Origin of the sequence: Streptomyces sp. NRRL F-5630, assembly GCF_000719475.1 — a bacterium.
GTDB lineage: Bacteria > Actinomycetota > Actinomycetes > Streptomycetales > Streptomycetaceae > Streptomyces.
Genome location: NZ_JOGO01000008.1, coordinates 110,771 through 135,828, shown reverse-complemented (window position 1 = coordinate 135,828; position 25,058 = coordinate 110,771). Strand labels below are relative to the sequence as shown.

The window sequence follows — 25,058 nt, the reverse complement described above, 5'->3', positions numbered from 1 at the left end:
CACATCCTCACGGTCCAACGTCAGGTCCTCGGCGAAATGCCGGTCACCCGTCGCATCCGGCACGTACTTCACACAGACAACGATCCTCAAGCTCACGCCGGCTCTCCTACTGCGTCGTCGGTTACTCGGCTGCGTCCTGCCCGCAGCATAGGCGCCTGAAGTGGCGAATCCCGGCTGGGGCGGCGGGCACTCCGACCGAAATATTACTCACCAGTAGTACACAAAGAGCCTGCCCGCTGAGCAAGCGCTTTGTGCTGTGACCTTGCCAACGCCGAGGGGGGGCACGGCGACGCCACGCCAGCGCCGCCGCCCCGGCACCGCCCGAAGGGAAGACCCCGGGCCCCGCAGCACCCCGTACAGAGACGCGGAGGCGCGGTGGCTCCGGGCTCACAGCATCCCGGCGAGCGCCGCCAAGACCTGGTCGCGGCGCGGTGCCCCGCTCGCGCGGCGCACCTCGTGCCCCTTCGCGTCGAGGAAGAGGACCGTGGGGGTCGCGTCGATCCCGGCGGCGCGGACGAGGGCGAGATGGTCCTCGGCGTCGATCTCCACGTGCGCGACGCCCGGGACGAGCCCGGCGACCTGGTCGAGCACGCGGCGTGTCGCGCGGCAGGGCTGGCAGAAGGCGGTGGAGAACTGCACGAGCGTCGCCCGCTCCCCCAGCCCCGCGTCCCCCAGGGCGCCGCTCCCGAACAGGCGTGTCCAGTCCAGCGCGAGCCCGTCGGCCGTGGCCTCCCTTTCGCCGGCACGGCTCCCCGGTGTTCCGGTTTCCGCCACGTTCTCGCCCTCCCGCTCCCGCACGTGCCTCGCGCCGCCTTCCCTCGCCATCGACCCCGTCCTCGTTCCGTCCTGTCACTTTCTCAGCGCCCGTCCCGTGCGACCGATTCCCCGGGTCGCGCACACGTCCGCTTCGGCGTGTCGCGCATGGTGCCCCGCGTTCGGGGAAGGGCAGGGAGGAAGGACCGATGGCCTGTGCGGGGACCGGGGTTCCCGGAGCGGACGTGACGTGGATCTCCCGCGCTTCGGGCACCAGGGCTGGCTCCTCGTCCGTTCATCGGGCACGATCTGCGCCAAGCCGCAAACCTACGGCTGCGTAACTTCACGCCGGACCACTCGTCCCCGGGGCCGGCAGAGATGAAGGGTCCTCGCCATCCATGGCTGAGTTCGTCTACCGTCCGGTCATCGGTCTCATGCGCACGATGTTCGCGGCGCTCGACCTCAAAATCGACTGCAAGGGCTCGGAGAACATTCCGCGGACCGGTGGCGCGGTCCTGGTCAGCAACCACATCAGCTACCTCGACTTCATCTTCGACGGCCTCGCCGCGCTGCCGCAGAAGCGGCTCGTGCGGTTCATGGCCAAGGAGTCGGTCTTCCAGCACAAGATCTCCGGGCCGCTCATGCGCGGGATGAAGCACATCCCGGTCGACCGCAAGCAGGGCGAGAACGCGTACGCGCACGCGCTGGACTCGCTGCGCGCCGGCGAGGTCGTGGGGGTCTTCCCCGAGGCCACCATCTCGCCGTCGTTCACGCTCAAGTCATTCAAGACGGGTGCCGTGCGGCTCGCGCAGGAGGCCGGGGTGCCGCTCGTGCCCATGGCCCTGTGGGGGACGCAGCGGATGTGGACGAAGGACAGGCCGCGCAACCTGAAGCGGTCCCACCTGCCGATCACCATGCGGGTCGGGGAGCGCTTCCACGCCCCTGCCGACCAGTACGCGGGCACGCTGACGCGGCGCCTGCGCGAGCACGTGCAGGAGCTGCTGGAGGCGGCGCAGCGCGCCTACCCGGCGCGGCCGAAGGGCCCCGAGGACAGCTGGTGGATGCCGGCGCACCTCGGCGGCACGGCCCCGACGGCGGAGGCGGCCAAGGCTCAGGCCGGCTGAGCGCGGCGCGGTCCCGCCGTACCCGCACCACCGCTCGTACGGGAGAAAGCGGAGCCGCGCACGGGAGAGCGGCCCGGTCCCCAGGTGGGGGCCGGGCCGCTCTGTGGACGTCGCGCGGTAGGTAGGAGTCCGGCTGCGCCGGGTCAGCGCGTCATCTCCTCGCGCAGCGCGGCGAGGAAGCCGTCCACGTCGTCCTCGGTCGTGTCGAAGGCGCACATCCAGCGGACGGAGCCTGCGGCCTCGTCCCAGTAGTAGAAGCGGTAGCGCTTCTGGAGGCGTTCGGTGACCTCGTGCGGGAGGCGGGCGAAGACGCCGTTGGCCTGGACGGGGTAGAGGATCTCGACGCCGTCGGTCTCGCGGACTCCGGCGGCGAGTCGCTGGGCCATCGCGTTGGCGTGGGCGGCGGAGCGCAACCACAGGCCGTCGGCGAGCAGCGCCTCGAACTGGGCGGAGACGAAGCGCATCTTGGAGGCGAGCTGCATCGAGAGCTTGCGCAGGTGCTTCATGTGGCGGATGCCGTCGGGGTCGAGGACCACGACCGCCTCGCCGAAGACCATGCCGTTCTTCGTGCCGCCGAAGGAGAGCAGGTCGACGCCCGCGTCGGTGGTGAAGGCCTTGACCGGGACCCCGAGGGCCGCCGCCGCGTTGGCGAGGCGGGAGCCGTCGAGGTGGACCTTCATGCCGCGCTCGTGGGCGTGCGCGCAGATCTCGGCGATCTCGTCGGGCGTGTAGAGCGTGCCGAGTTCGGTGGACTGGGTGATCGAGACAGCCTGCGGCATCGCCCGGTGCTCGTCGTCCCAGCCGTACGCCTCGCGGTCGATGAGCTCGGGGGTGAGCTTGCCGTCCGGGGCCGGCACCGTGAGGAGCTTGAGCGAGCCGACGCGTTCGGGCGCGCCGCCCTCGTCCACGTGGATGTGCGCGGAGTCGGCGCAGATGACGGCGCCCCAGCGATCGGTGACGGCCTGGAGGGAGACGACGTTGGCGCCCGTCCCGTTGAAGACCGGGAACGCCTCGGCGCGGGGGCCGAAGAGGTCCCGCATGATCACCTGGAGGTGCTCGGTGTAGGCGTCACCGCCGTACGCCACCTGGTGCCCGCCGTTGGCGACGGCGAGCGCGGCGAGGACCTCCGGGTGGGCCCCCGCGTAGTTGTCGCTGGCGAAGCCGCGTATCGCGGGGTCGTGGTGACGGCGGGTCGCTGTGCCCGCCTCGGTCAGGGCTTCTTGGTCAGCCACAGGCGCTGTCCGTTCACTTCCTGTGCGGGGCGGTCCCAGACGCCGGCCACGGCCTCGGCGAGGTCCTTGACGTCCGTGAAGCCCGAGAACTTCGCGCTGGGGCGTTCGGCGCGCATCGCGTCGTTCACCAGCGCCTTCACCACCAGGATGGCAGCCGCCGCGCTGGGGCCCGCCTCGCCCCCCGCCTTGCGGAAGGAGTCGGCCAGGGCGAGGGTCCACGCCTCGGCGGCGGCCTTGGCCGCCGCGTAGCAGGCGTTGCCGGAGGTGGGCTTGGAGGCACCGGCCGCGCTGATGAGGACGTAGCGTCCCCGGTCGCTGCGGCGCAGCGCCTCGTCGAAGGCGAGCGAGGTGTTCTGGACCGTGCGGATCAGGAGCTTCTCCAGGAAGTCCCAGTCGGCGAGGTCGGTGGTGTCGAAGGAGGCGGAGCCGCGCCAGCCGCCCACGAGGTGGACGAGGCCGTCGACGCGCCCGAACTCCTCGCGGATGCCCTCGGCCCAGGCGGTCGTCGCGGGGCCGTCGAGCAGGTCGACGGTGTCTCCGGTGACCGTGGCCCCGCCGTGCGCGTAGCGGGCCGCGTCGACACCCTCGGCGAGACGCTCGGGGTCGGCGTCGGCGCCGATCACGGTGGCGCCCGCCTGCGCGAGGCGCAGCAGGGTCGCGTGCCCCGCCGGACCGCCCGCTCCGGCCACCGCGATGACGGCGCCCTCCAGCGAACCGTTGCCGGGGCTGCTCTCGATACCGTCCATGCCGGTCACCTCCTGGCCGTCCTCACTCATGCGGCAGCGCCTTCGGGGCTCGTCGCCGTGATGCCGCGCGTCGCGGCGATCACGCGCTTGAGCTTCTTGGAAAGGGCCTCGTAGAACATGCTGAGCGGAAACTCGTCCGGAAGCACGTCGTCGACGAGTTTGCGCGGGGGCAGCGAGAGGTCGAGGGCGTCGGGGCCCTTGGCCCAGCGCGAGCCCGGGTGGGGGGCGAGGTAGCTGGACACGAGGGCGTAGCCGGCGAACCAGTGGACGAGCTTGGGGCGGTCGATGCCCTCGCGGTAGAGGGTCTCTATCTCACCGCACAGGGCGTTGGTGACCTGCGGCGCCCGTTCCCAGTCGATCTTGAGCTTGTTGTCGGTCCAGCGCACGACGTCGTGCTTGTGGAGGTAGGCGAAGAGCAGTTGGCCGCCGAGGCCGTCGTAGTTGCGGCTGCGCTCACCGGTGACGGGGAAACGGAACATGCGGTCGAAGAGGACGGCGGTCTGCACGTCACGGGCCTGGGCGACGCCGTCGGCCTCCAGCTTGACGGCCTCCTTGAAGGCGGTCAGGTCGCAGCGCAGCTCTTCGAGCCCGTACATCCAGAACGGCTGCCGCTGCTTGATCATGAAGGGGTCGAAGGGCAGGTCGCCGTGGCTGTGGGTGCGGTCGTGGACCATGTCCCACAGGACGAACGCCTCCTGGCAGCGGTCCTGGTCGGCGAGGAGGGCGCGGACGTCGTCGGGCAGTTCGATGCCGAGTACGTCGACGGCGGCCTCGCTCACACGGCGGAAGCGGGCGGCCTCGCGGTCGCAGAAGATGCCGCCCCAGGTGAAGCGCTCGGGGGCCTCGCGGACGGCGATCGTCTCGGGGAAGAGAACGGCGGAGTGGGTGTCGTAACCGGCCGTGAAGTCCTCGAAGGCGATGCCGCAGAAGAGGGGGTTGTCGTAGCGGGTGCGTTCCAGCTCCGCGAGCCACTCGGGCCAGACCATGCGCAGGGCGACGGCCTCGAAGTTGCGGTCGGGGTTGCCGTTCTGCGTGTACATGGGGAACAGGACGAGGTGTTCGAGGCCGTCCTCGCGGTGCGCGGCGGGCTGGAAGGCGAGCAGCGAGTCGAGGAAGTCGGGCACCTGGAAGCCGTCGTCGGCCCAGCGCCGCAGGTCCTGGACGAGGGCTTCGAGGTAGGCGGCGTCGTGGGGCACGCGGGGGGCGAGTTCCTGGACCGCCGTCACCATGGCCTCGACGACGGCGCGCACCTCGTCGGCGCGGGGCGCTCCTTCGGCGTCGAAGTCGACGGAGCCGTCCTTGCGCTGCCAGGGGCGGATGCGCTCGACGGCGTCCTTCAGGCGGTTCCAGGCAGGCTGGTCGGCGAGCCGCTCGCCGGAAGCTTTGCGCCCCTCCTGGGCCACCCGCTCAAGAATCTCCGTCATTCCACACCCTCCACAGAAGAAACCGCTGTACACCCACCGTAGGCGTCCACGCTGGGCCTCCACAAGGCCACTCCGGGAAATAATCCTGCCCACCCGGCCGTCCACCGATGTTTTTCCGGCGAACTCGGGGTTCATGCGTGTGTTCCGACCGTCGCCCGTCGAACCCGGGTCTCCGGTTCCGGCCTCGCACGGGGCCGGGTCCCCGCGTCAAGAGCGGGCCGGGGCGCGCCCACGTACGGGCGAGGTCCGGGTCCGTCTCCCGTGGCGGCGGTACGACGCTCTGCGACGCACTCGTACGCCCCGGAGGCCCCGTGACCCGCCGCACCCTCGTCCTGAGCGCCGTCGTGACCGGCGTCCTGCTCGGCATCAGCGGACTCGACGCGCACGGACGCGCCGCCTCCCCGCCACCCGCCCGTCACGTGGGAGGGCCTAGGGTCGAGCCGGACGCCCGTACGCAGAGCGACAGGGCGTCCCGCAGCGAGCGCCAAGCGCCTGAACGGAAAGCGAGACCACCGTGTCCTTCCTCGCCATCGGCCATCGCGGAGTGATGGGCGTCGAGCCGGAGAACACCCTCCGCTCCTTCGTCCGCGCCGAGCGGGAGGGGGTCGACCTCGTCGAACTCGACCTGCACCTGAGCAAGGACGGGGCGCTCGTCGTCATGCACGACGCGGAGGTGGACCGCACGACCGACGGCAGTGGGCGCATCGCCGAGCGGACGCTCGCCGAACTGCGGACGCTCGACGCGGGGAAGGGCGAGCGGGTACCGGTCTTCGAGGAGGCGCTCGACGCGCTGCACGGGCCGCTCCAGGCTGAGATCAAGGATGTCGCGGCGGCGCAGGCCCTCGCGGACGTGATGCACGCGCGGGGCCTCGTGCGGCGCGTCGAGGTGATCTCCTTCCACGACGAGGCGCTCGTGGAGATCTCACGTCTCGTGCCAGGCGTGCGGACGTGCCTCGTGGCGAGCCGCTTCGGGCCCGAGGTCGTCGAGCGTGCCACGGCCTGCGGGGCGATGGGACTCGTCCTCAACATCCGGCGGCTGACGGTGGAGACGGTGGAGCGGGCGCGCGAGGCGGGCTTGCGGGTCACGGCGTGGACGGTGAACACCCCGGAGCGCTTCGCCCTCGCCCGCGCGCTCGGCCTCGACGGCGTGACGACGGACGAGCCGGAGATCGTCCGGGCGGCGCACAAGGCGGGCTGAGCCCGGGCGGGGCAGGCGGTACGGGCGGCGCACTCGTCCGGGAGCGGCGCCCCTACCGCCCTCGGCACACATCGCGCGGCACGGCCGCCCTCACCTCCGCCACCGGCACGCATCCCGCGCGCACCGCCGCCCGCGGAGACGCCCCGTACCGCCCGCCCGGGAGTCAGATCAGCGGCTTGATGAGCAGCTCGAAGGCGAGTCCGGGGCGCCGCGGGAGGCCGAAACGCTCGTCGCCGTAGGGGAAGGGCGTCAGCTCGCCGGTCCTGCGGTAGCCGCGCCGCTCGTAGAAAGCGACGAGTTCCTCGCGGGCGGAGATCACCGTCATGTGCATCTCGGTGAGCCCCCAGTCCTCGCGGGCGACGCGCTCCGCCTCGGCGAGGACGGCCTTGCCGAGTCCCGCGCCCTGGAGCCCCGGGCGCACGGCGAACATGCCGAAGTAGCCGTGCCCGTCCTCGCGGGCCACCTGGCAGCAGGCGACGAGTTCCCCCGCGCGCTCGACCGCGAGCAGCACCGTGCCCGGCGTCTCCATGACCTCGCGCAGCGACTCCGGGTCGGTGCGCTGCCCTGCGAGGAGGTGGGCCTCAGTGGTCCAGCCGGCCTTGCTGCCGTCGCCCCGGTAAGCGGATTCGACGAGGGCGACGAGGGCCGGGACGTCGGCGGGCCCGGCGGGGCGGAAGGCGAGTCCTGCGGGTGCGGGGAGGGTCGTCATGGCGGGCTGCCTTTCGGGCGGGGAGCGGGGGCGGGCGGCGTCCAGGGTAGAGCGCGCCCGCCGCCGGGTCGGCGCGGGCCCTGCCCCCGTAGCGGTGCCGCGAGCCGGACCTCCCCGCTCCCTCGTCCCTCCCCGTCGCTCCGCGCGACATCACCCGTTCGAAGCGATACGGTCGAAACGCAATAAAAGGGGCGTAAGGCGCATTGACGTGGTCATCGTCGGCTCGCGCCACCCGTACGTCCCGGCTCTCGCTCACCCGCGAAGGGGATGTCATGAGCACAACCGCCACTCGGGACGCGCCTTCGGCCCCGAGGAGCCGCCGGGCCGCTCTCGCTGTCGATCCGCAGGCACTCGCCGCCGAGTTCTTCGGCACCCTGGCGCTGGTGTTCTTCGCGGTGGGTGTGGCGATCTTCGCCAAGCCCTTCGTGGGGGTGCTCGGCATCGCGCTCGCCTTCGGCTTCGTCCTGCTCGCCCTCGTGTACGCGATCGGCCCGGTCTCGGGCTGCCACGTCAACCCGGCGGTCACGCTCGGGATGGTGCTCGGCCGCCGGATCTCGCCGCTGACGGGGGTCTGCTACTGGGTGACGCAGTTCGCCGGAGGCGCGGCAGGGGCCGCGCTCCTGGCCTGGCTCGCGAACTCGGTACCGTTCTTCAAGGCGGAGGGGCGCGGGTCCTTCGGCACCGACGGGTACGGGGCGAACTCGCTCGTGCACATCTCGGCGGGTGGCGCGTTCCTCGCCGAGACGATCCTGACGGCGCTGCTCGTCTTCGTGGTGCTGTGCACGACGCACGGCAAGGGCGCCAAGGGACCGGCGGGGATGGCGATCGGTCTGAGCCTCGCGGTGATCCACCTCCTCGGCATCCCGCTGACCGGTACCTCGGTCAACCCGGCACGCGCCCTCGGCCCGGCGATCTTCGCGGACAACAACGCGATGAGCCAGGTGTGGCTCTTCCTCGTCGCCCCGCTCGCGGGCGCGGTGATCGCGGTGGTCGTGCACTTCCTGACGCACGGCCTGCCGCATCAGGCCACGGGGGAGGTCCCGCCCGTCCCGGCCTCCGAGTCTCCCGCTGGCTCGGCCGCCGCGAGGGCGGACGCCGTCGAGGCGGAGGAAAGGGACAAGCGACTGGAGTGAGGCGGGGCGTGCCGGCCGTCGTACGCGTGGGGCCGCCCCGGTCGGGGCGGTCCCACCGGCGTACCGTCCGGGGTGTTCAGTCCCGTGACGCCGGGGCCGACGTCCGGGTGGGGGCCGGCGCGGGCGCGGCCGGTCGCAGCGCGGTCACGAGGAGGGTGACCAGGAGGTTCGCGGCGAACGCGACGAGACCGCCGTTGACGCCGTGCCACGGGTCGTGGTCCGTGGCCCAGAGCAGGGTCATGACGGCAAGCCCCACGAGCATGCCGCTGACGGCGGCGCTCTTGCCCAGGCGGGGCCAGAAGAGCGCGAGCAGCGCCGTGGGCACGAGCTGGGCGATGCCCTCGTAGGAGAGGACCGAGAGTTCGACGAGCGTGCTCGGGTGGACGAGGGCGCCGAGGAGGGCGAGCAGGCCCGCGAGGAGGCAGACGAGCTGCGAGAGGGTCTTGGCGCGCTGGTCGGCGCGTGCGGCCTCGGCCTCGTCGCGGTGGCGCAGCGGGTGGCGCGGGTCGGCGCCGTTGCCGCCGCCGAGGACCGTGCGGCCCCACAGGGTGCCGATGGAGAGCATGAAGACGCTCATCGGGACGATCGCCGAGAGCGCGCCCGCGACACCGATGACGGCGACGGCACCGGCGGGGAGCGAGTCGGTGACGAGTCGGTAGAGGGCGAGGTCGGGGTCGCCGAGCCGGGGCAGCGCGAAGAGCGCGACCGCGCCGACCGTCATGGGGATGAAGAGGAGCAGCTGGTACCAGGGCAGCAGGATCGAGTTGCGGCGCAGGGCGTTGGCGCTGCCCGCGCTGAGGTAGCCGGAGACGGTGGTCGGGAAGACGGTGATGGTGACGGCGTTGAGAAGCACCGTGCTGATGAACCACGCGGCGCCCTTGCCGCCCGAGGCGTGCCCGGGGAAGGTGAGCCACTCGGGCTTCTCGGCGACCATGCGGTCCAGGAGGTGGCCGACGCCGTCGGTGTAGTGGGCGGGGATGTAGACGAGCAGGAAGACGACGCTGCCGATGACGAGCACGTCCTTGAAGACGCTCACCCACGCCGAGCCGCGCAGCCCCGAGACGAGGACGAAGAGCTCGGCGACGACGAAGGAGATGACGGCCGCGACCTTGAGGTCGACGCTGCCGTAGGTCATGGCGTTGACGACGACGCCCATGCCCTGGATCTGCACCTGGATGTAGGGCACGAGGAAGACGGTCGCGACGAGTGCGACGAGGATGCCGAGCGGGCGGGAGCGGAAGCGGTGCTCGGCGATGTCCGCGATCGAGACGAGGCGGTGGCGGCCCGCGTAGGTCCACAGCGCGGGGCCCGCGAGGTAGGCGACGGCGAAACCGACCGTCAGGTAGGCGACGAGGTAGAGGATCGGCGAGCCCATCGAGTACGTCCACCCGGCGGTGCCGAGGAACGAGAAGCTCGTGTACGTCTCCCCCGCCATGAGGACCCAGACGAAGAGCACGCCGAGCCCGCGCCCGGACAGCGACCACTCGGCGAGGCCCTTGGTGCGCCCGCGCGCGCTCCACAGGCCGATGAGGACGGTCGCGAGCATGGCGAGGCCGAAGACGGTGGTGGCGAGGACGGCGGAGCCGCTCATGACCGGCGCCCTTCCGTGGTGGCGTCGCCCGCGAGCGGTTCGGGGGCGTTGGCGCGGTAGACGGGGTCGAGGCGGGCGGTGAGCCAGATGAGGAGGGGGCTCAGGATCGTGGCGCCGATGACCCAGGCCCACAGGAAGGGCAGGCCGAGCACGCGGGGTTCGACGCGGTTGGCGACGAGCGGGGCGAGGACGTAGAGCAGGGCGGGCACGAGCAGCAGCCACAGTGCGGGACGGCGCACACGGGCGGTCTCGGGCGCCTCGTCAGGAGGTGCGGGGGCCATGGGGATCGGGGTCCTTCGTGGGCGGGAGCCGCAGGGGACGGCGGCCTCGCGGGGAGCGGGGCCGGGCGTACTCTTCCCCGGCGCGAGGGCGGGGTCAACCCGACGATCTTGGTACGGGGAAGGGGGCGGCTCAGCCTTGCGCCGCCCAGCCGCTCGCGCGCACCACTGCGGCCGCGAGGTCCGGGACGGATCGCCCGTCGGTCGCGAGGCGTACCGTGCCGGGCGGAGCCTCCGCGTCCAGGCGGCGCGCCATGCTCAGGCTGCGCGCGAGGTGCGCCTCGGCCTCGGTGCCGATCTCGCGCGCGGTGAGCCGCTCGCGCACGGTGGCCTCGGTGGCGGTGAGGAGGACGAGGGTGGTCCTGACGTCGTCGCCGCCCATGGCCCGCGCGAGCATGGGCGCTTCGAGGATGCTCACGGTGTTCGTGTAGACGAGGCGGCGCTGGCCGAGGGCCGCGTAGTTCGCCCAGACGGCGGCGGTGTTGCGCTCGGTGAGGGCGGTGCGGTGCGGGTCGTCGGCGGGAGCGGGGTGGATCTGGTCCATGAAGTCGCCCTCGATGAGGCAGTGCGCCGTCCCCGCCCGGCGCAGGACGGCGGAGACCTCGAAGCCGACACTGGTCTTGCCGACGCCCGCGCCGCCGCCGATGAGGAGGAGTTCGTAGGTGGTCATGACGGGTCACCCTCACAGATCGCGCCTCGTGGGGCAGCCGGTTTTCCGGCCCGGCTCCGCGCCCGGAGCTCCGGGACCGGCACCCGGCCCCGGCTCGTTACCCGGCCCCCGCTCAGTGCTCGGACCCGGCTCAGTACCTCGGCCCGCCGAGGCGCCCTTCGAGCTGTCCGAGGAGTTCGCCGAGCAGTCCCACGAGCCGCTCGCGCTCCTCCTGCGGCAGTCCGCCGAGGACGGTGGCCTCGAAGGCGAGCTGGTCGGGCAGGAGGTCGTCGACGAGCGCGGTGCCCGCCTCGGTGAGGGTGAGCCTGCTGACGCGCCGGTCGTGCGGGTCGGTCCTGCGCTCGACGAGCCCGCGCTCCTGGAGCCTGCGCAGCCGCTTGGTGACGGCGGCGCCCGAGGAGTACGTCTCGCGGGCCAGCTCCCCGGGGGTCAGTTCGCCGCCGGTGCGGCGCAGCGCGCCGAGCACGTCGAACTCGGCGCGGCTGAGCCCGCCGCGCCGCAGTGGCGCGTCCTCGGCCTGCTGGAAGAGGGCGGCGCAGCGATTGACCCGGCCGATCAGCTCCATCGGCGCGGTGTCGATGCCGGGGTGCACCGAGCGCCACTGCCGTACGACGGTGGCCACCGAGTCGTGGTGGCTCCCCGCGGGGGCTCCGGCCGGGTCGTTCGCCGTCGTCATACCGGTATGTCCTCCTGGTGGGACCGCTCGTGGGATACGGGCCGCGGGTCCTTCGGGGCGGGCCGCGTGGCGAGCAGGCCCTGCCGTGTCACTGTCGCCGCGAGCGTACGGTGTCCGGCGCGCTCGGCGTCCAGCACCCGCCGTTCGGGCACCGCGCGCTGCCACCACTCGCCGCCCGCCGTGTCGGCCGCCGCGCGCAGCGCGACGAGCGTGGCGGCGAGCCGGCGGCGGGCCCGCTCCAGATCGACGGCGCTCGCTCCCGTGCGGGCGAGGAGGGCCTCCGTCTCCTCGCGCACCGCGTCGGCGGCGGCGAGGGAGCGTTCCAGCGCGGCACTCGCGCGGCGGTTGGTGACGAGGACGGCGACGACGAGCCCGACCGCGGCGCCGACGACGGTGTCGAGCACGCGGTCGCCGACGAGCGGGCCCGTGCCGTGCCTGCCGCCGAACTCGCCGATCAGGAGTGCCATCGGGGTCACGCAGATGCTGCCGAGCCAGTAGTTGCGGGGCATGAGGGCTTCCGCGCCGAAGGCCAGGACGGTGATCAGGGCGACGAGGGCGGCGGGGGTCGTGTGGGCGAGGGGCGCGATCAGCGCGAAGACACCGACGCCGACGACGTTGCCCACCGTGCGCTGGATCGCGCGCGCCCAGCTGAGGGTCACGTTCGTCTGGAAGATCGCGACGGCGGTGACGATCGCCCAGTAGGGGCGGTCGCTGCCGAGTCCCCAGGCGAGGAGCCCGGCGAGGAGCGAGCCGAGGAAGGCGCGGGCCATGACGGGGAGCAGGGGGGAGCCGGGGGCGAAGGCGCGCAGGACGGGGTGGGCGGCGCGCGGGCGGCGGGCGCGCTCGATGTCGATGCCGGCGAGTTCCTGGAGGGCGGCCTCGTCGAGGTCGGTGGGCCGGGGCAGCGGCCCGGTGCCCCGTATCCTCCCCGCCTGTTCCCTCAGGAGGGCGGCGTCCGCCTCGTGGGGCGCCGCGAGCGCGGTCTCGGCGCGCACGAGGAGTCGTTCGAGGCCGCGGCGTACGGGGGTGCGGCGGCCCGTCGCGTAGAGCGCCTGCCAGCCGGCGTGGACGGCGGTGACCGCCGCGGCGCGGGCGCGGTCGCGCGCGGGGTCCCCGGCCGGGGTGGCGAGGAAGGCCGCGACGGCTTCGAGCGCGCGGGCCGTGGCACGGCGCTCGGGTCCCGTGGGGCGCAGGAGGGCGGGCGCCATCGTGACGCACCAGGAGAGCGCGGCGGCGCCGACGGTGAGGGCGAGGTGTCCCGGTACGGCGGCGAAGGTCTGCGGTGCGAAGAGGGTCGCCGAGCTGACGAAGGCGAAGATCACGGGGCCTGGGGCGCCGATGCCCGTGCTCTCGCACAGGGTCTTCTGGACGGCCACCATGGCGGCGCCGACCGCGATGAGCAGGGGAATGGAGTCCGTGGCGGCGGAGGTCACCATCGCGAGGGTGACTCCGGCGAGCATGCCGAGGATGACCCACAGGACGGCGCGGGCGCGGCGCGCGTACGGGAGGTTGTGGCCGTAGAGGGCGCACAGGGAGCCGGCCATCGTGTAGGCGGCGAGGTCGAGCCGGCCGAGCGCGAGGAGCGTGAAGAGCGGGATGACCGCGGCCGAAGCGACGCCGGTGGCGGGCTTGAACCACGTGTCGTTGAGCCCGCCGAGGCGGAGGACACCGGCGAGGGGGCGCTTCTTGGCGCGCGGTCCGGGGGCGGGCGACGTGGTCGGGCGCTTCTCGGTGGGGCTGGAGGGGACGGGACGACTCATACCCACAAGGTTAGCAAGTGTTTTACCAGTAAATAATTACGGCACGGGGTGCCAGTCCAGGCGGCCTTACCCCGGGTCGTCGGCGGCCTCGGCGGCCCGAGGGAGGGGCGAAGGCGGCGCGACGTCGCGGCATTTCAGCCGTCGGGGCCGGGGTTTCCCCAGCTGAGCGCCTCGAAGTTAGGATGAGTCCCGTGTCCTACGAGCTGACCCTCAGTGCCCAGACGCTTCGCGCCGTGCCCTTCGGCACCCGGGTGGGGGCTGCCGTCGAGGCGGGCTTCCAGGGCCTCGGCCTGTCCGTGGAGCAGTACAAGGACGCACTGGAGGCGGGGTGGACCGACCGCCGGATGACCGACCTGCTCGACGCGCGCGGACTGCGCGTGACGGAGATCGAACTGCTCACCGCGTGGGGCGGAGGCGCCGGCCGGCGGGCCCGCGAGGACGACGCGCTCGCCGAGCGGCTCGTCGCGCTGTTCCGCCCCGAACGCGTGCACGCCACGGTCTTCGCCGCGCGCCCGCTCGACGACCTGGCCGCCGGCTTCGCGGGCGTGTGCCGCAAGGCCGCCGCGAGCGGGGCGCGGGCGGCGCTCGAATTCCTCCCCTACGCGGGCATCCGGACGATCGGCGCGGCCTGGGAGGTCGTCGCGGCGGCGGGGGAGACGAACGGCGGCGTCCTCGTCGACTGCTGGCACTGGGCGCGCTCCGGCGCGACCGCCGCCGACCTGGCGCCCGTTCCCGCCGAGCGGATCATCGCCGTCCAGCTCGCCGACGCGCTGCGCACCCCGCTGCGCGACCCGCGTTACGAGGCCCGCCACCACCGGCTCCTGCCGGGCGAGGGCGGCGGCCATGTGGCGGGGATGCTCGACACGCTGCGCGCGCACGGCGTCCGGGCCTCGCTCGCCGCCGAGGTCGTCTCCGACATGCTCGACGTCCAGGATCCGCGCCTCACCGCGCGCCAGGTCCATCGCGCGTGCGTGGGCGTCCTGGAGGAGGCCGACTTCCCCGGCCGCCCGGTCGACGGGGCCCGCACCCACGCCCCCGTCCCGACTACCGGGGACCAGGCCCCCACCGGGCCCCTTTCGGCCGTTCCGTACGGCCGTCCCCGGATGCCCGGAGCGCTCTGAGCCGGTGCGCCCGGGGCCGGGCTGTCCGGGCGCCCGCCGGGACCGGGGCAGCCACCCGCGCCCCCTCGCACTCCCCCGCATACCCCCGTGCGACCCCTTGGGCGCCGCCTGCCGCGGGCAGACCCTCTCCGTCATGACTCTCGGCCCTTGAGGCTCCGACGGGGGGATCGCCGTGCACGCTCCGGGACCGGCCGCCTGGCTGCTCGTCGCGCTGAGCGCGGCCACGTCGGCGTACTGCCTGCTGCGGATGCGCGACCCCGGTCAGGGCGTGCGCGGCACGGCGGGCGGGGAAGCGCTCATGGGGTTCGCGATGGCGGTCATGGCGGTGCCCGCGGCCGTGCTCCAGCCACCGGCGTGGGCCTGGAGCTGCTGCGCCGTCGTCTTCGGGGGCGCCGCGCTGCGGGCACTGTGGGCGGCGCGCGCGGGCTCGGCGCACCACGTGCACCACCTCGTCGGCACCCTCGCCATGGCCTACATGGCGTGGGCGATGGCGAGCGCCCCGGCGGGGCACGCCGGCCACGGCGGCGGGCACATGCCCGGCGGGGTCCCGCTGCTCACGGGGCTGCTCCTCGCCTACTACACGGCCTATGTCCTCTACACCGGCACGCGTCTCGTCCCTGCGGGCGGGCCGCAGGGCCCGGCGCCCACGCACTGGACGGGCCGCACCGAGGTCGTGCGGGCCTGCCGGCTCGCGATGGCGACGGGGATGCTCGCGATGCTGCTGGCGGTGTGAGGCCACTCCCCCGCCGTGGCGCCGCGCTCCGCCGCGCGGTCGGCACGCGCGGGGCCCTCACACTGCGTGCGCGGCCCGTAACAGCACGCGATGATCCGTGGCGTGCGTCACTTGCCATGAAAGTCTGTATCTTCCGTACCGGCCGCCCCCATAGGCTGGACGCATGATGGTCCCGGTGGCCCTGCTCCTGCTCGGCGCGCTCACCGCTGCGCTCGCTCCCCGCGTGATCGCCCGTGTCCCGTGGACGGACCGCGAGCCGATCGTGGCGCTGTGGCTGTGGCAGTGCGTCGTGGGCGGTGTGCTCATGTGCTGCGCCCTCGCGATGGCGCTGAGCGCGGCGGCTGCCTGGAAGGCGGTGCGCGGGCAGCTCTTCGCCTCCGCGCCGCACGGCGTGATCGACGCGTACGCGCTCGGCACCGCGGGCCCCTGGGCGGGGGCGACCGCGCTCGTCCTCGCGGCGGGCGGGGCCTGGACGGCGGCGATGCTGAGCCGGGAGATCCGCGAGAGCAGGCGGCGCAGGCGCGCCGAGCGCGCCGCGCTCAGGACGCGCTCCCCGCGGCTCCCGGGCGAGGGGCCCGCCAAGGAGCGGCTGCGCGTACTGGAGGGCGAGAAGCCCGAGGCGTGGTGGCTGCCCGGCACTCCCCCGCAGCTCGTGATCACCACGGCGGCTCTGCGCCGCCTGGAGGGCAGCAAGCTCGACGCGGTCCTCGCCCACGAACTCGGCCACGCGCACGCGCGTCACGACTGGCTCCTCCACTGCTCGGGAGCGCTCGCGCGGGGGTTTCCGCAGGTCCCGGTCTTCGCCGCGTTCCGCGACGAGATGCACCGGCTCGTCGAGCTCGCGGCCGACGACGTCGCCTCGCGCCGCTTCGGACGCCTGACCACGGCCCTCGCGCTCGTGGAGCTGAACGAGGACCGCGGCGTCTTCGGCCCGGCCCCCACACCCCACGCCGACGTGCCGCGTCGCGTGCACCGGCTCCTGGAGGCCCGCCCCCGGCTGACGGCGGGCCGCAGGCTCCAGTGGACGGCGGCGGGTGCGCTCGTCCCGCTCGTCCCCGTGCTCGTCGCACTCGTCCCGGCCCTGCGCGTGCTCGGCTGAGACGGCGGGCCCGGGCCTTAGGCTCTGCGGACGTACGCGTCGCGTGCTCCCCCCACGGAGCGCGTGCCCTGTTCCGCCCCCGCCCCTGAGGAACCCGTATGCCTCCAGCGACCACCGGCACACCCCGCACTCCGCCGGGGCAGGGGACGCCCACGAGCGCGAGCGGGCGGTGGAGGACGGCGGCTCTCGTTCTCGGCGGGCTCTCGGCGCTTCTCCTCGGGCTCGTGGCCTCCTCGTGGCCGCCGCTGCTCTCGCTCGACTCCTCGGTGGCCCGTTCCGCGCACCGGCGGGCCGTGCGGGACGAAGGGCTGACGCACACGTGCCGGGTGCTGAGCGACTGGGTGTGGGACCCGTGGACCTTCCGGCTGCTCGCCGCGCTCCTCGTGGTGTGGCTGCTCGCTCGCGGGGCGCGGGGACTCGCCGTTCGGATCGCGGTGGTGTGCGTCGTGAGCGCGGTGCTCCAGCAGTTGCTCAAGGCGGCGGTGGGACGGCCGCGGCCGGTGTGGCGGGACCCCGTGGACTCCGCGCATTTCGCCGCGTACCCCTCGGGCCACGCGCTGACCGCGACGGTGGTGAGCGGGCTCCTGTGGTGGGTGCTGCGCGGGTACGGGGCGCCGCGTCCGGTGCTGTGGGCGGTGGGCGCGGTGCTCGTGGTGAGCGTCGTCGGGGTGGGGCTGACGCGGGTGTGGCTCGGGGTGCACTGGCCGAGCGACGTGGTGGGGGGCTGGCTCCTCGGGGCGCTGCTCGTGGTGCTCGGGACACGGGTGCGGCGGGGCGCCGGGGCGTCTTGACCGGGATCCGGAGCCGCCCCGAGGATCTTCGTATGACGATCAAGACGGTCCTTTTCGACTTCTCAGGGACGCTGCTGCGCATCGAACCGGCCGAGGAGTGGCTGCGCGGGGCGCTCGCCGCGAGGGGCCACGCCCTGCCGGAGGCGCGGCTCGTCGAGCTCGCCGCCGCGCTGGAGCGGGTGGGGGCCCAGCCGGGCGGCGCCCCGGGCGCGCCGGTGCGGTTCCCCGACGCGCGTACGGCGGAGCTGTGGCCCGTACGGGACGAGAGCGCGGCGGCGCACCGGGCCGCGTACACGGGGCTGTCGCGGCACGTGGCGCTGCCGGACGACGCGCTGCACGAGGAGTTGTACGCGCGGCACATGCGGCCCGAGAGCTGGCGGCCCTACCCGGACGCCCACGACGTCCTCGCGGGACTGCGGGCGCGGGGCGTCCGGATCGGCGTGGTGAGCAATGTCGGCTGGGACATACGCCCCGTCTTCCGCGCGCACGGCCTCGACGCCTTCGTCGACGCGTACACGCTCTCCTTCGAGCACGGGATGCAGAAGCCCGACGCGCGGCTCTTCGCGACGGCGTGCGGGGTGCTCGGCGCGCGGGGCCCGGAGACGCTGATGGTGGGCGACAGCCGCGAGGCGGACGGCGGCGCGAGTGCCCTCGGCTGCGCGGTCCACTTCGTCGAGCACCTCCCGGTGACGTCCCGTCCGGCGGGCCTGCGGCCGGTACTGGATCTGGTGGACGCGGCGGCCTGAACGACGCGCGGCCGTTCGGCGGGGCAGCGTTCGCGTCGTCCGGTCCACTCGCCGCGGACCGCGTCGGCGGGGCGAGTGCCTCGGTCTCGCGGCGGCGGGCGAGCCCGTACGTGCCGGTGTCTCGGCCGTGCGGCGGCTCACGGCGCTGTCCGTCGCGACGGGGGCGGGCGAGCGGGGCCCGTGTCGGCGTCCGGCTCCCCGGCGCGGGGACGGGCCACCTCCCCGGGAGAAGGTGGCCCGTCGTGGTGGTGCACGGTCCGGGCACGGGCGGAAGACGGCTTCGCACGCGCGGGGACCGGTGGGGCAGACGCCCAGCGGCTCAGTCGAAGTAGTCCGGCTGGGTCTGGACGTTCAGCTCGTCGGCCTTGATCCTCTTGGCCGGGTCGGTGCGGCGGTCGCTGATCTTCAGGACGTCGAAGCCCTTCTCGATGTCGTTCGAGTAGATGTAGCCGTTGTAGTAGTACGCGGACCAGGAGCCGCCCAAGGCGAGCTGGTCCGTGCTGAGGGGGCCGCGCTCGAAGTAGGCGATCTCCTGCGGCTTGGCGGAGTTGGTGAAGTCCCAGACGGAGACGCCGCCCTGGTACCACGCCTGGACCATGAGGTCCTTGCCCTTGACCGGGATGAGCGAGCCGTTGTGGGCGACGCAGTTCTCGGTGTCGGCCTGGTGGCGCGGGATCTTGTAGTAGGAGCGGAAGACGAGCTTGCGCTTGTCGCCCTTGCCGACGATGTCGTAGATGCCGTCGGCACCCTTGTCGGGGCCGACCTGCGCGTTGCAGGTGGCCGCGCCGCCGCCGCCGAGTTCGTCGGTGAAGACGACCTTGTTCGCCTTCTGGTTGAAGGTGGCGGAGTGCCAGAACGCGAAGTTCTTGTTGTCCTGGACCCGGTCGATCACGCGCGGCTTCGCCGGGTTCTTGATGTCGAGGAGGATGCCGTCACCCATGCAGGCTCCGGCCGCGAGGTCCTCGGAGGGCAGCGTGGTGATGTCGTGGCAGCCGGTCGTGGCCGAGACGCCCGGGTTGGTGGGAGCGCCCGGGTTGCCGCCGTCCGGGAAGAGGACCGGGAAGTCGATGACCTTCGCCTGCTGGGGCGCCTTGCGCGGCACCTTGATGACGGAGATCCCGTCGTGCGGCGGCTGGCAGTCCGGGAACGTGGCGCTCGGCGAGTACGAGGACACGTACACGTACACGTCCTTGCGCTCGGGGACGAGCGTATGGGTGTGCGAGCCGCAGGCGGTCTCGACCGAGGCGACGTACTCGGGGTGCCGCACGTCGCTGATGTCGAAGACCTTGATGCCCTCCCACGAGGACTTCTCGGTCGCGGGCTGCGTCGTGCTGTTGCAGGAGTCGTCGCTGCGCGAGGAGTCCGTGGACAGGAAGAGCAGGTCGCCCGAGACGGAGATGTCGTTCTGCGAGCCGGGGCAGAGAACCTGCGTGACGGTGCGCGGCTTCTTCGGGTCGCTCAGGTCGAAGACGCGGAAACCGTCGTAGTTGCCCGCGAAGGCGTACTTGCCCCGGAAGGCGAGGTCGGAGTTGGTGCCGGCCAGCGCGTCCTTGGGGGTGTTGCTGAGGTGCTCGATGTTGCGGGAGTGGACGATCTCGTCCTGGCCCGGTACCTCGCCCGACGCCACGTCCTTCTTGGCCGATGCGGCGGCTTCGGAACTGACCGCCGTACGGGACGCGCTCTCGTCGCCGGGTCCCGGCGTCGCCGCCGCGGGGCTGACGGCGAGGAGCGCGGCGAGCAGTCCCGCCGCCGCGGCGCCGACGCCGAGGCGTCTGCGCCGGGTGTGGGGGTGGTTGGACAGGGTCACTACTTCCTCTTCTCCCTCTTCTCCGCCCGTCTTCGCCCTGATCTGAGCGGTGGATGAACGGAGTTGAATGGTTCGGGAACTGATCGAAGTATCCTGCTCCTCATGCACATATCAAGAGCGGGTAACAGGATCGTCATGGAATCTTCTGGTTCTCCTGGTGTCCGTTGGGGCCTGTGGGGCGTACTGTCGCTCGCCCTGTGCCTGGGACTCGCGGCGTGCGGAGGGGGAGGTCAGGAGCCGGATGGCGGGGCCAAGGAGCCGAAGGCCTCGGCGAGTTCGGTGATCGTGCCGGGCAAGCCGGGCGAGCCCGCGAAGACGCTCTCCCCCCAGGAGGCGGAATCGGCCAAGAAGGAGGACGACCGGCCCAACACGGCTGATTTCCGCTATGTGGCGATGATGACGACGCATCACGCGCAGGCGATCGAGATGAGCCGGCTCGCCCCGGCGCGGGCGTCCTCGGCCGGGGTGAAGGCCCTGGCCGAACGGATCGCGGACACGCAGGGCCCGGAGATCGACGCGATGAAGGGCTGGCAGGCCCAGTACGACCCGAAAGGGACCCGCACCCCGGAGCACGAGCACGGCACGATGCCCGGCATGGCGACCGAGGCGCAGCTCGCCCGGCTGAAGGCGGCGCGCGGCAAGGACTTCGACCGGCTCTTCCTCAGGCTCATGACGACGCATCACGAAGGCGCCATCGACATGGCGGGCGAGGTGCTCGGCGGCGGCAACAACCTGCGGGTCGAGGAGATGGCGAACGACGTGGTGGCACAGCAGAGCAGCGAGATCCACCGCATGCGGGCACTGGCGAAGGGCTGAGTGCGGCACTCGCGCAGGACGGGGGAAGCGGCGGCTTGTGCGGGGGTCGCCCCGGGGAGGGACGGGGACCGTCGGCACGGGCCCCGCAGGTCGGCGCCACCTGAGCCACCGTCGGCACCGGCCGCCCGGACCCCTCGGCGGGGGCTGAGCGGGGCCATCGAGGGGGGCCGAGCGGGGCAGTCGACGGGGACTGGGCAGGGCGTCGGTCGGCACTGAGCAGGGCATCGGCGGTGGCCGGGCAGGGAGTCGGCGGGGGCTGGCCGGCGAAGTCGGCGCGGGTTCGCCCGCGCGCGGCGAGAGGCCGCGGGCGGGAAACGGCACGGAAATCCCGCGGACATCAACAGAATGTTTAACTTCCCTACGGTTCCAGGTGGTTGCACGGTGCCTCACACTCTGCCGTGTCCCCTCCGCCCCGGGCCCGTGCGGGTCCGCCGTCCCCCAGGGAGTGCCCATGCCGAGCGCGCCACCCGCCGCCGCGCGGCCCGTGAAGGCCGTTCACCCCGTGGACGCAGTACCGCCCCCGCTACAGCTCTTGGCCTTCGGGCTCCAGCACGTGCTCGCGATGTACGCGGGCGCGGTCGCCGTCCCGCTGATCGTGGGCGGGGCGATGAAGCTGTCGCCCGCCGACCTCGCGTATCTCATCACCGCCGACCTCCTGGTGTCCGGGGTCGCGACGCTCATCCAGTGCGTGGGTGTGTGGCGGTTCGGGGTGCGTCTTCCCCTCATGCAGGGCTGCACGTTCGCCGCCGTCGCGCCGATGGTGCTCATCGGCACGGGCTCGGGCGGGCTGCCCGCGATCTACGGGGCCGTGATCGTCGCGGGGCTCGCGATGGTGCTGCTCGCACCGGTCTTCGGGCGGCTGCTGCGTTTCTTCCCGCCGCTCGTGACGGGCACGGTCATCCTCGTCATCGGTCTCTCGCTCATGCCGGTCGCCGGGGCGTGGGTCGCCGGCGGTGAGGGCGCGAAGGACTTCGGCGCGCCGAAGAACCTCGCGCTCGCCCTCTTCGTACTGATCGTCGTGATCGGCGTGCAGCGGTTCGCGCCGGCGTTCCTGAGCCGGGTCGCTGTGCTCGTCGGGATCGTCGTGGGGGTCCTGGTCGCGATCCCGTTCGGTTTCACGGACTTCGGCGGGGTCGGTGACGCGGACTGGGCGGGGATCAGCACCCCGTTCCACTTCGGCACACCCACCTTCGAGGCGGGCGCGATCGTGTCGCTGCTCATCGTCTCGCTCGTGTCGATGACGGAGACCTCGGGCGACATCATCGCCGTCGGCGAGATGACCGGGCGCAAGGCGGAACCGGGCACGCTCGCGGACGGGCTGCGCGCGGACGGGCTCTCGACGGTGCTCGGCGGAGTCTTCAACACCTTCCCGTACACGGCCTTCGCGCAGAACGTGGGGCTCGTCGGGATGACGCGGGTGCGCAGCCGCTGGGTCGTCGCGGCGGCCGGCGGGATGCTCGTCCTGCTCGGCCTGCTGCCGAAGCTCGGGGCCGTGGTCGCCGCCGTGCCCGCGCCCGTGCTCGGCGGGGCCGGGCTGGTCATGTTCGGCACGGTCGCAGCGAGCGGGCTGCGCACGCTCGCGGAGGTGGACTTCAAGGGCAACCACAACCTGACCGTGGTCGCCGTCGCGCTCGCGGTGGGACTGCTCCCCGTGGGCGTTCCGACGGTCTACGACCGTTTCCCCGACGGGTTCCAGACGGTCATGCACAGCGGCATCAGCGCGGGATGCCTCACCGCGCTCGTCCTGAACCTGCTCTTCAACCACCTGCCGGGCGCGAAGCGGTCACCGGAACCCGCGGGAGCCGAGGCGGTCGAGTCCTCGGCATCCCCCGAGCTCTCGGCGTCCCCCGCGTCCTCGGCGCCCCCCACGCCCGCGGCGCCCCCCGCGTCCTCAGCGGACGGGCTCGCCGAGCCGGCCGGCCTCGCGGGCGGCGGCGTCGAGGACGTGGTCGAGAAGCCCGGGGAAGAGCGCGTCTAGGTCGTCCCTGCGCAGTCCGTTGAGCTTGGCCGTACCCCGGTAGACCTGGCGCACCACCCCGCTCTCGCGCAGGACGCGGAAGTGGTGCGTCGAGGTCGACTTGGTGACCGGGAGGGGGAACTCCGAGCAGTTCAGCTCCCGTTGCCGCGCCGCCAGTTCGCGCACGATGCGCAGCCGCAGCGGGTCGGCGAGCGCGTGGAGCACCGCTTCGAGCCGGATCTCGGCGCGCTCGGGGTGCGGCAGGGCGCGGCTGCCTGCGGCGGGGGTCGTCACGGCGGACTCCAGGCGGGGCGGGGCGGGGTGCGGGCGGTGGGTGCGCGGCCATCGTACGACGCGTGCCGGTGCCGCTTCCCCGGCGACGGGGCGGCACCGGCACGCGGCGGGAGCGGCCGTGCGGGCGGGCTCAGTACGCGCGGTGGTAGGGCTGCGCCACGTACGGCCGCTCGCCCAGTTCCGTGGCGGCGTGCGCGGCGAAGTACGGATCGCGCAGGAGTTCGCGGCCGAGGAGGATCGCGTCGGCCTGGCCGTCCGCGAGGATCTTCTCGGCCTGCCGTGCCTCGGTGATGAGCCCGACCGCCGCCGCGGCGAGGTCGGTCTCGTTCTTGACCCGCTCGGCGAAACGCACCTGGTAGCCGGGGCCGGCCGCGATCGGCGCGGTGGGCGAGATGCCGCCCGTGGAGACGTCGAGGAGGTCGACGCCGTGCTCCTTGAGGGTGCGGGCGAAAGCGACGGTCTCGTCGGCGGTCCAGCCCGTACGCGGGTCCTCGGGGTCCTCCTCGAACCAGTCGGTGGCCGAGATGCGGAAGAGCAGCGGCAGTTCCTCGGGCCACACGGCGCGCACGGCGTCGACGACCTCGCGCGCGAAACGGGTGCGGTTCTCGTAGGAGCCGCCGTAGGCGTCGGTGCGGTGGTTGCTGTACGGGGAGAGGAACTGGTGGATGAGGTAGCCGTGCGCGCCGTGGATCTGGACGGTGCGGAACCCGGCGTCGAGCGCGCGGCGCGCCGCGTCGGCGAACTGGCCGACGATCTCGCGGATGCCGTCCTCGGTCAGCTCCTCGGGGACGGTGTGGGCGTCGCTGAAGGGGAGGGCGCTCGGGGCGACGGGCGTCCAGCCGTGCTCCGCGCCGGGCGGGATGGGGGCGCCGCGGTCGACCCACGTGCGCTCCGTCGAGGCCTTGCGGCCCGCGTGCGCGAGCTGGACACCGGAAACCGCGCCCTGCTCGTCGAGGAAGCGGGTGATACGTCGGAAGCCCTCGACCTGCGCGTCGTTCCAGATCCCGAGGTCGTAGGGGCTGATGCGGGCCTCGGGGCTGACGCCGGTCGCCTCGGTGAGGATGAGCCCGGTGCCGCCGGTGGCGCGCGCGGCGAGGTGCTGGAAGTGCCAGTCGTTGGGCACCCCCTGCTCCGGCCCGTCCGGGACGGCGCTGTACTGGCACATGGACGCCATCCAGAGCCGGTTGCGGGCGGTCAGCGACCGGAGGGCGTAGGGCTCGAAGAGCGCGCTCACGCGATTCCCCTTTCGTGGTGAAGTGGCGAGGCCGCCGAGCATAGTACGAACGTCCTCGTAATACGAAACTTCTCGTACGACGTGAGGAGGGGCGGTCCCCTCGGGCCTGTCTTCAATCTCGCCTCGTCGCCCGCAGCACGGCAGAGGCGAGATTGAAGACAGGCCCTAGCCTGGGGGCATGGACGGTACGGGTGCTGACGAGACCGGCTCCGCGGGGTTCGTCCGGGCGCTGGGCGAGCGGGCGGTCGTCCTGGACGGCGGGCTGTCGAACGAGCTGGAGGCCGCGGGGCACGGGCTGGCGGACGCGCTGTGGTCGGCGCGGCTGCTGCGTGACGAGCCCGCCGCGCTCACCGAGGCGCACCGCGCGTACGCCCTGGCCGGGGCGGAGGTCGCGACGACGGCGAGCTACCAGGCGAGCTTCGAGGGCTTCGCGCGGCACGGGATCGACGCGGCGCGCACGCGTGAGCTGCTCGCCCTGTCGGTGGCGGCGGCGCGCGCCTCGGGGAGCCGCTGGGTCGCGGCATCCGTGGGCCCGTACGGCGCGATGCTCGCGGACGGCTCGGAGTACCGGGGGCGGTACGGGGTCGGTCGCGCGGCGCTCGAACGCTTCCACGGTCCCCGGGTGGAGGCCCTGCTGGCGGCCGGGCCCGATGTCCTCGCACTGGAGACGGTCCCGGACGTGGACGAGGCGCGGGCGCTGCTCGCCGTGGTGCGGGGCTGCGGGGTGCCGGTGTGGCTCTCGTACAGCGTGGCGGGCGGCGAGACGCGGGCGGGTCAGTCGCTGGACGCGGCCTTCGGGCTGGCGGCAGGGGCGGACGAGGTGGCGGCGGTGGGGGTCAACTGCTGCGAGCCGCGCGAGGTGGCGGACGCGGTGCGGCGCGCGGTCGCCGCGAGCGGGAAGCCGGGCGTCGCGTACCCGAACAGCGGTGAGCGGTGGGACGCGCACGCGCGGGGCTGGCGCAGCGACCCGAGCTTCGCGCCGGACCTCGCGGCCGAGTGGTACACAGCCGGGGCGCGACTCATCGGCGGGTGCTGCCGGGTGGGGCCGGAGGGGATCAGAGGCGTCGCGGACGTGCTGCGCGCAGGAGCGTGAGCGCGGCGGCGAGCCTCACGAGGCCGCCCGTCAGGAAAGTGGCACGTACTCCCGCACGGGCGAGGTCCGCCGA

24 protein-coding genes and 1 pseudogene are annotated in these 25,058 nt (G+C 73.3%); 11 read left to right on the top strand and 14 right to left on the bottom strand.

Annotated elements, in window-relative coordinates; all coding sequences use genetic code 11:
* Positions 1 to 96: pseudogene (locus IF99_RS33335) on the bottom strand (electron transfer flavoprotein subunit beta); the annotation flags it as partial.
* 291 nt (positions 97 to 387) lie between these two features.
* The gene (locus IF99_RS0106465) at positions 388 to 825 is read right to left on the bottom strand and encodes a thioredoxin family protein (RefSeq protein ID WP_030995380.1); all 438 of its coding nucleotides are present in this window, start codon (positions 823 to 825) and stop codon (positions 388 to 390) included.
* Positions 826 to 1,151: 326 nt separating this feature from the next.
* Between IF99_RS0106465 and IF99_RS0106460 the strand changes: the two genes are divergently transcribed.
* Positions 1,152 to 1,877, top strand: a complete 726-nt coding sequence (locus IF99_RS0106460; RefSeq protein WP_030995379.1) for a lysophospholipid acyltransferase family protein — start codon at positions 1,152 to 1,154, stop codon at positions 1,875 to 1,877.
* A 143-nt stretch (positions 1,878 to 2,020) separates the two neighbouring features.
* Here the strand turns inward: IF99_RS0106460 and IF99_RS0106455 are convergent, their stop codons facing one another.
* From IF99_RS0106455 to IF99_RS0106445, 3 genes are read right to left on the bottom strand one after another with little or no spacing between them, the layout of a single operon-like run.
* On the bottom strand, positions 2,021 to 3,091 hold the full coding sequence (locus IF99_RS0106455) for a threonine aldolase family protein (protein WP_030995378.1): 1,071 nt from the start codon (positions 3,089 to 3,091) through the stop codon (positions 2,021 to 2,023).
* Entirely contained in the window at positions 3,088 to 3,885 is a 798-nt protein-coding gene (locus IF99_RS0106450; RefSeq protein WP_030995377.1) for an SDR family NAD(P)-dependent oxidoreductase, read from the bottom strand. The genes IF99_RS0106455 and IF99_RS0106450 overlap by 4 nt, the downstream gene beginning before the upstream one ends.
* Positions 3,882 to 5,279, bottom strand: a complete 1,398-nt coding sequence (locus IF99_RS0106445; protein WP_030995376.1) for a DUF6421 family protein — start codon at positions 5,277 to 5,279, stop codon at positions 3,882 to 3,884. Before IF99_RS0106445 ends, IF99_RS0106450 begins: the two co-directional genes overlap by 4 nt.
* Positions 5,280 to 5,793: 514 nt before the next feature.
* On the opposite strand from IF99_RS0106445, the gene IF99_RS0106440 reads away from it, so the two are divergent.
* Positions 5,794 to 6,477 (top strand): glycerophosphodiester phosphodiesterase, encoded by a 684-nt coding sequence (locus tag IF99_RS0106440; RefSeq protein ID WP_030995375.1) that lies wholly within the window; start codon positions 5,794 to 5,796, stop codon positions 6,475 to 6,477.
* Positions 6,478 to 6,640: 163 nt separating this feature from the next.
* Here the strand turns inward: IF99_RS0106440 and IF99_RS0106435 are convergent, their stop codons facing one another.
* Positions 6,641 to 7,186, bottom strand: coding sequence for a GNAT family N-acetyltransferase (locus tag IF99_RS0106435; RefSeq protein ID WP_030995374.1), 546 nt, complete (start codon positions 7,184 to 7,186; stop codon positions 6,641 to 6,643).
* 272 nt (positions 7,187 to 7,458) lie between these two features.
* Here IF99_RS0106435 and IF99_RS0106430 point away from each other — a divergent pair, with 272 nt between their 5' ends.
* Positions 7,459 to 8,319 carry an aquaporin gene (locus IF99_RS0106430; RefSeq protein ID WP_030995373.1) on the top strand — a complete coding sequence of 287 codons (861 nt, stop codon included), beginning with the start codon at positions 7,459 to 7,461 and terminating at the stop codon, positions 8,317 to 8,319.
* Positions 8,320 to 8,395: 76 nt separating this feature from the next.
* On the opposite strand, the gene IF99_RS0106425 is transcribed toward IF99_RS0106430, so the two are convergent.
* The 5 genes from IF99_RS0106425 to IF99_RS0106405 all read right to left on the bottom strand — a co-directional run bounded on the left by IF99_RS0106425 (position 8,396) and on the right by IF99_RS0106405 (position 13,294).
* Entirely contained in the window at positions 8,396 to 9,910 is a 1,515-nt protein-coding gene (locus IF99_RS0106425) for a sodium:solute symporter family protein (RefSeq protein ID WP_030995372.1), read from the bottom strand.
* The gene (locus IF99_RS0106420; RefSeq protein WP_030995371.1) at positions 9,907 to 10,191 is read right to left on the bottom strand and encodes a DUF3311 domain-containing protein; all 285 of its coding nucleotides are present in this window, start codon (positions 10,189 to 10,191) and stop codon (positions 9,907 to 9,909) included. The genes IF99_RS0106425 and IF99_RS0106420 overlap by 4 nt, the downstream gene beginning before the upstream one ends.
* Before the next feature lie 130 nt (positions 10,192 to 10,321).
* Positions 10,322 to 10,858, bottom strand: a complete 537-nt coding sequence (locus tag IF99_RS0106415) for a hypothetical protein (protein ID WP_030995370.1) — start codon at positions 10,856 to 10,858, stop codon at positions 10,322 to 10,324.
* Positions 10,859 to 10,988: 130 nt separating this feature from the next.
* Positions 10,989 to 11,534, bottom strand: coding sequence for a MarR family winged helix-turn-helix transcriptional regulator (locus tag IF99_RS0106410; protein WP_030995369.1), 546 nt, complete (start codon positions 11,532 to 11,534; stop codon positions 10,989 to 10,991).
* The gene (locus tag IF99_RS0106405; RefSeq protein ID WP_030995368.1) at positions 11,531 to 13,294 is read right to left on the bottom strand and encodes an FUSC family protein; all 1,764 of its coding nucleotides are present in this window, start codon (positions 13,292 to 13,294) and stop codon (positions 11,531 to 11,533) included. Before IF99_RS0106405 ends, IF99_RS0106410 begins: the two co-directional genes overlap by 4 nt.
* A gap of 182 nt (positions 13,295 to 13,476) precedes the next feature.
* On the opposite strand from IF99_RS0106405, the gene IF99_RS0106400 reads away from it, so the two are divergent.
* The 5 genes from IF99_RS0106400 to IF99_RS0106380 all read left to right on the top strand — a co-directional run bounded on the left by IF99_RS0106400 (position 13,477) and on the right by IF99_RS0106380 (position 17,784).
* On the top strand, positions 13,477 to 14,415 hold the full coding sequence (locus IF99_RS0106400) for a sugar phosphate isomerase/epimerase family protein (RefSeq protein ID WP_234340602.1): 939 nt from the start codon (positions 13,477 to 13,479) through the stop codon (positions 14,413 to 14,415).
* A 172-nt stretch (positions 14,416 to 14,587) separates the two neighbouring features.
* Positions 14,588 to 15,148, top strand: coding sequence for a DUF5134 domain-containing protein (locus IF99_RS0106395; protein ID WP_030995366.1), 561 nt, complete (start codon positions 14,588 to 14,590; stop codon positions 15,146 to 15,148).
* Between the two features lie 163 nt (positions 15,149 to 15,311).
* Complete coding sequence (locus IF99_RS0106390; RefSeq protein ID WP_030995365.1) at positions 15,312 to 16,247, top strand: M56 family metallopeptidase; 936 nt, start codon at positions 15,312 to 15,314, stop codon at positions 16,245 to 16,247.
* Between the two features lie 98 nt (positions 16,248 to 16,345).
* Positions 16,346 to 17,038: a phosphatase PAP2 family protein gene (locus IF99_RS0106385; RefSeq protein WP_030995364.1), complete on the top strand. Its 693-nt coding sequence runs from the start codon at positions 16,346 to 16,348 to the stop codon at positions 17,036 to 17,038.
* A 32-nt stretch (positions 17,039 to 17,070) separates the two neighbouring features.
* Positions 17,071 to 17,784, top strand: a complete 714-nt coding sequence (locus IF99_RS0106380; protein ID WP_030995363.1) for an HAD family hydrolase — start codon at positions 17,071 to 17,073, stop codon at positions 17,782 to 17,784.
* A 319-nt stretch (positions 17,785 to 18,103) separates the two neighbouring features.
* On the opposite strand, the gene IF99_RS0106375 is transcribed toward IF99_RS0106380, so the two are convergent.
* Positions 18,104 to 19,591, bottom strand: coding sequence for an LVIVD repeat-containing protein (locus IF99_RS0106375; protein ID WP_030995362.1), 1,488 nt, complete (start codon positions 19,589 to 19,591; stop codon positions 18,104 to 18,106).
* A gap of 171 nt (positions 19,592 to 19,762) precedes the next feature.
* On the opposite strand from IF99_RS0106375, the gene IF99_RS0106370 reads away from it, so the two are divergent.
* Together IF99_RS0106370 and IF99_RS0106365 are read left to right on the top strand one after the other, a co-directional pair.
* Positions 19,763 to 20,407: a DUF305 domain-containing protein gene (locus tag IF99_RS0106370; RefSeq protein WP_030995361.1), complete on the top strand. Its 645-nt coding sequence runs from the start codon at positions 19,763 to 19,765 to the stop codon at positions 20,405 to 20,407.
* 451 nt (positions 20,408 to 20,858) lie between these two features.
* On the top strand, positions 20,859 to 22,385 hold the full coding sequence (locus IF99_RS0106365) for a nucleobase:cation symporter-2 family protein (protein WP_030995360.1): 1,527 nt from the start codon (positions 20,859 to 20,861) through the stop codon (positions 22,383 to 22,385).
* On the opposite strand, the gene IF99_RS0106360 is transcribed toward IF99_RS0106365, so the two are convergent.
* Both IF99_RS0106360 and IF99_RS0106355 read right to left on the bottom strand, forming a co-directional pair.
* Positions 22,299 to 22,658, bottom strand: a complete 360-nt coding sequence (locus tag IF99_RS0106360; RefSeq protein ID WP_030995359.1) for an ArsR/SmtB family transcription factor — start codon at positions 22,656 to 22,658, stop codon at positions 22,299 to 22,301. The two genes, IF99_RS0106365 and IF99_RS0106360, sit on opposite strands and share 87 nt — an antisense overlap.
* A 130-nt stretch (positions 22,659 to 22,788) precedes the next feature.
* A complete protein-coding gene (locus tag IF99_RS0106355; protein ID WP_030995358.1) occupies positions 22,789 to 23,892 on the bottom strand; it encodes an NADH:flavin oxidoreductase/NADH oxidase in 1,104 nt (367 codons plus the stop codon).
* 178 nt (positions 23,893 to 24,070) lie between these two features.
* Here IF99_RS0106355 and mmuM point away from each other — a divergent pair, with 178 nt between their 5' ends.
* Positions 24,071 to 24,985, top strand: a complete 915-nt coding sequence (mmuM, locus tag IF99_RS0106350; RefSeq protein WP_030995357.1) for a homocysteine S-methyltransferase — start codon at positions 24,071 to 24,073, stop codon at positions 24,983 to 24,985.
* Positions 24,986 to 25,058 lie beyond the last annotated feature (73 nt).

What these genes read in the sequence shown, in the direction of transcription:
- IF99_RS0106465 (WP_030995380.1), bottom strand. Translation starts at nt 825, where the DNA reads ATGGCGAGGGAAGGCGGCGCGAGGCACGTGCGGGAGCGGGAGGGCGAG.
- IF99_RS0106460 (WP_030995379.1), top strand. Translation starts at nt 1,152, where the DNA reads ATGGCTGAGTTCGTCTACCGTCCGGTCATCGGTCTCATGCGCACGATG.
- IF99_RS0106450 (WP_030995377.1), bottom strand. Translation starts at nt 3,885, where the DNA reads ATGAGTGAGGACGGCCAGGAGGTGACCGGCATGGACGGTATCGAGAGC.
- IF99_RS0106445 (WP_030995376.1), bottom strand. Translation starts at nt 5,279, where the DNA reads ATGACGGAGATTCTTGAGCGGGTGGCCCAGGAGGGGCGCAAAGCTTCC.
- IF99_RS0106435 (WP_030995374.1), bottom strand. Translation starts at nt 7,186, where the DNA reads ATGACGACCCTCCCCGCACCCGCAGGACTCGCCTTCCGCCCCGCCGGG.
- IF99_RS0106430 (WP_030995373.1), top strand. Translation starts at nt 7,459, where the DNA reads ATGAGCACAACCGCCACTCGGGACGCGCCTTCGGCCCCGAGGAGCCGC.
- IF99_RS0106425 (WP_030995372.1), bottom strand. Translation starts at nt 9,910, where the DNA reads ATGAGCGGCTCCGCCGTCCTCGCCACCACCGTCTTCGGCCTCGCCATG.
- IF99_RS0106420 (WP_030995371.1), bottom strand. Translation starts at nt 10,191, where the DNA reads ATGGCCCCCGCACCTCCTGACGAGGCGCCCGAGACCGCCCGTGTGCGC.
- IF99_RS0106415 (WP_030995370.1), bottom strand. Translation starts at nt 10,858, where the DNA reads ATGACCACCTACGAACTCCTCCTCATCGGCGGCGGCGCGGGCGTCGGC.
- IF99_RS0106410 (WP_030995369.1), bottom strand. Translation starts at nt 11,534, where the DNA reads ATGACGACGGCGAACGACCCGGCCGGAGCCCCCGCGGGGAGCCACCAC.
- IF99_RS0106405 (WP_030995368.1), bottom strand. Translation starts at nt 13,294, where the DNA reads ATGAGTCGTCCCGTCCCCTCCAGCCCCACCGAGAAGCGCCCGACCACG.
- IF99_RS0106400 (WP_234340602.1), top strand. Translation starts at nt 13,477, where the DNA reads ATGAGTCCCGTGTCCTACGAGCTGACCCTCAGTGCCCAGACGCTTCGC.
- IF99_RS0106390 (WP_030995365.1), top strand. Translation starts at nt 15,312, where the DNA reads ATGATGGTCCCGGTGGCCCTGCTCCTGCTCGGCGCGCTCACCGCTGCG.
- IF99_RS0106385 (WP_030995364.1), top strand. Translation starts at nt 16,346, where the DNA reads ATGCCTCCAGCGACCACCGGCACACCCCGCACTCCGCCGGGGCAGGGG.
- IF99_RS0106380 (WP_030995363.1), top strand. Translation starts at nt 17,071, where the DNA reads ATGACGATCAAGACGGTCCTTTTCGACTTCTCAGGGACGCTGCTGCGC.
- IF99_RS0106365 (WP_030995360.1), top strand. Translation starts at nt 20,859, where the DNA reads ATGCCGAGCGCGCCACCCGCCGCCGCGCGGCCCGTGAAGGCCGTTCAC.
- mmuM (WP_030995357.1), top strand. Translation starts at nt 24,071, where the DNA reads ATGGACGGTACGGGTGCTGACGAGACCGGCTCCGCGGGGTTCGTCCGG.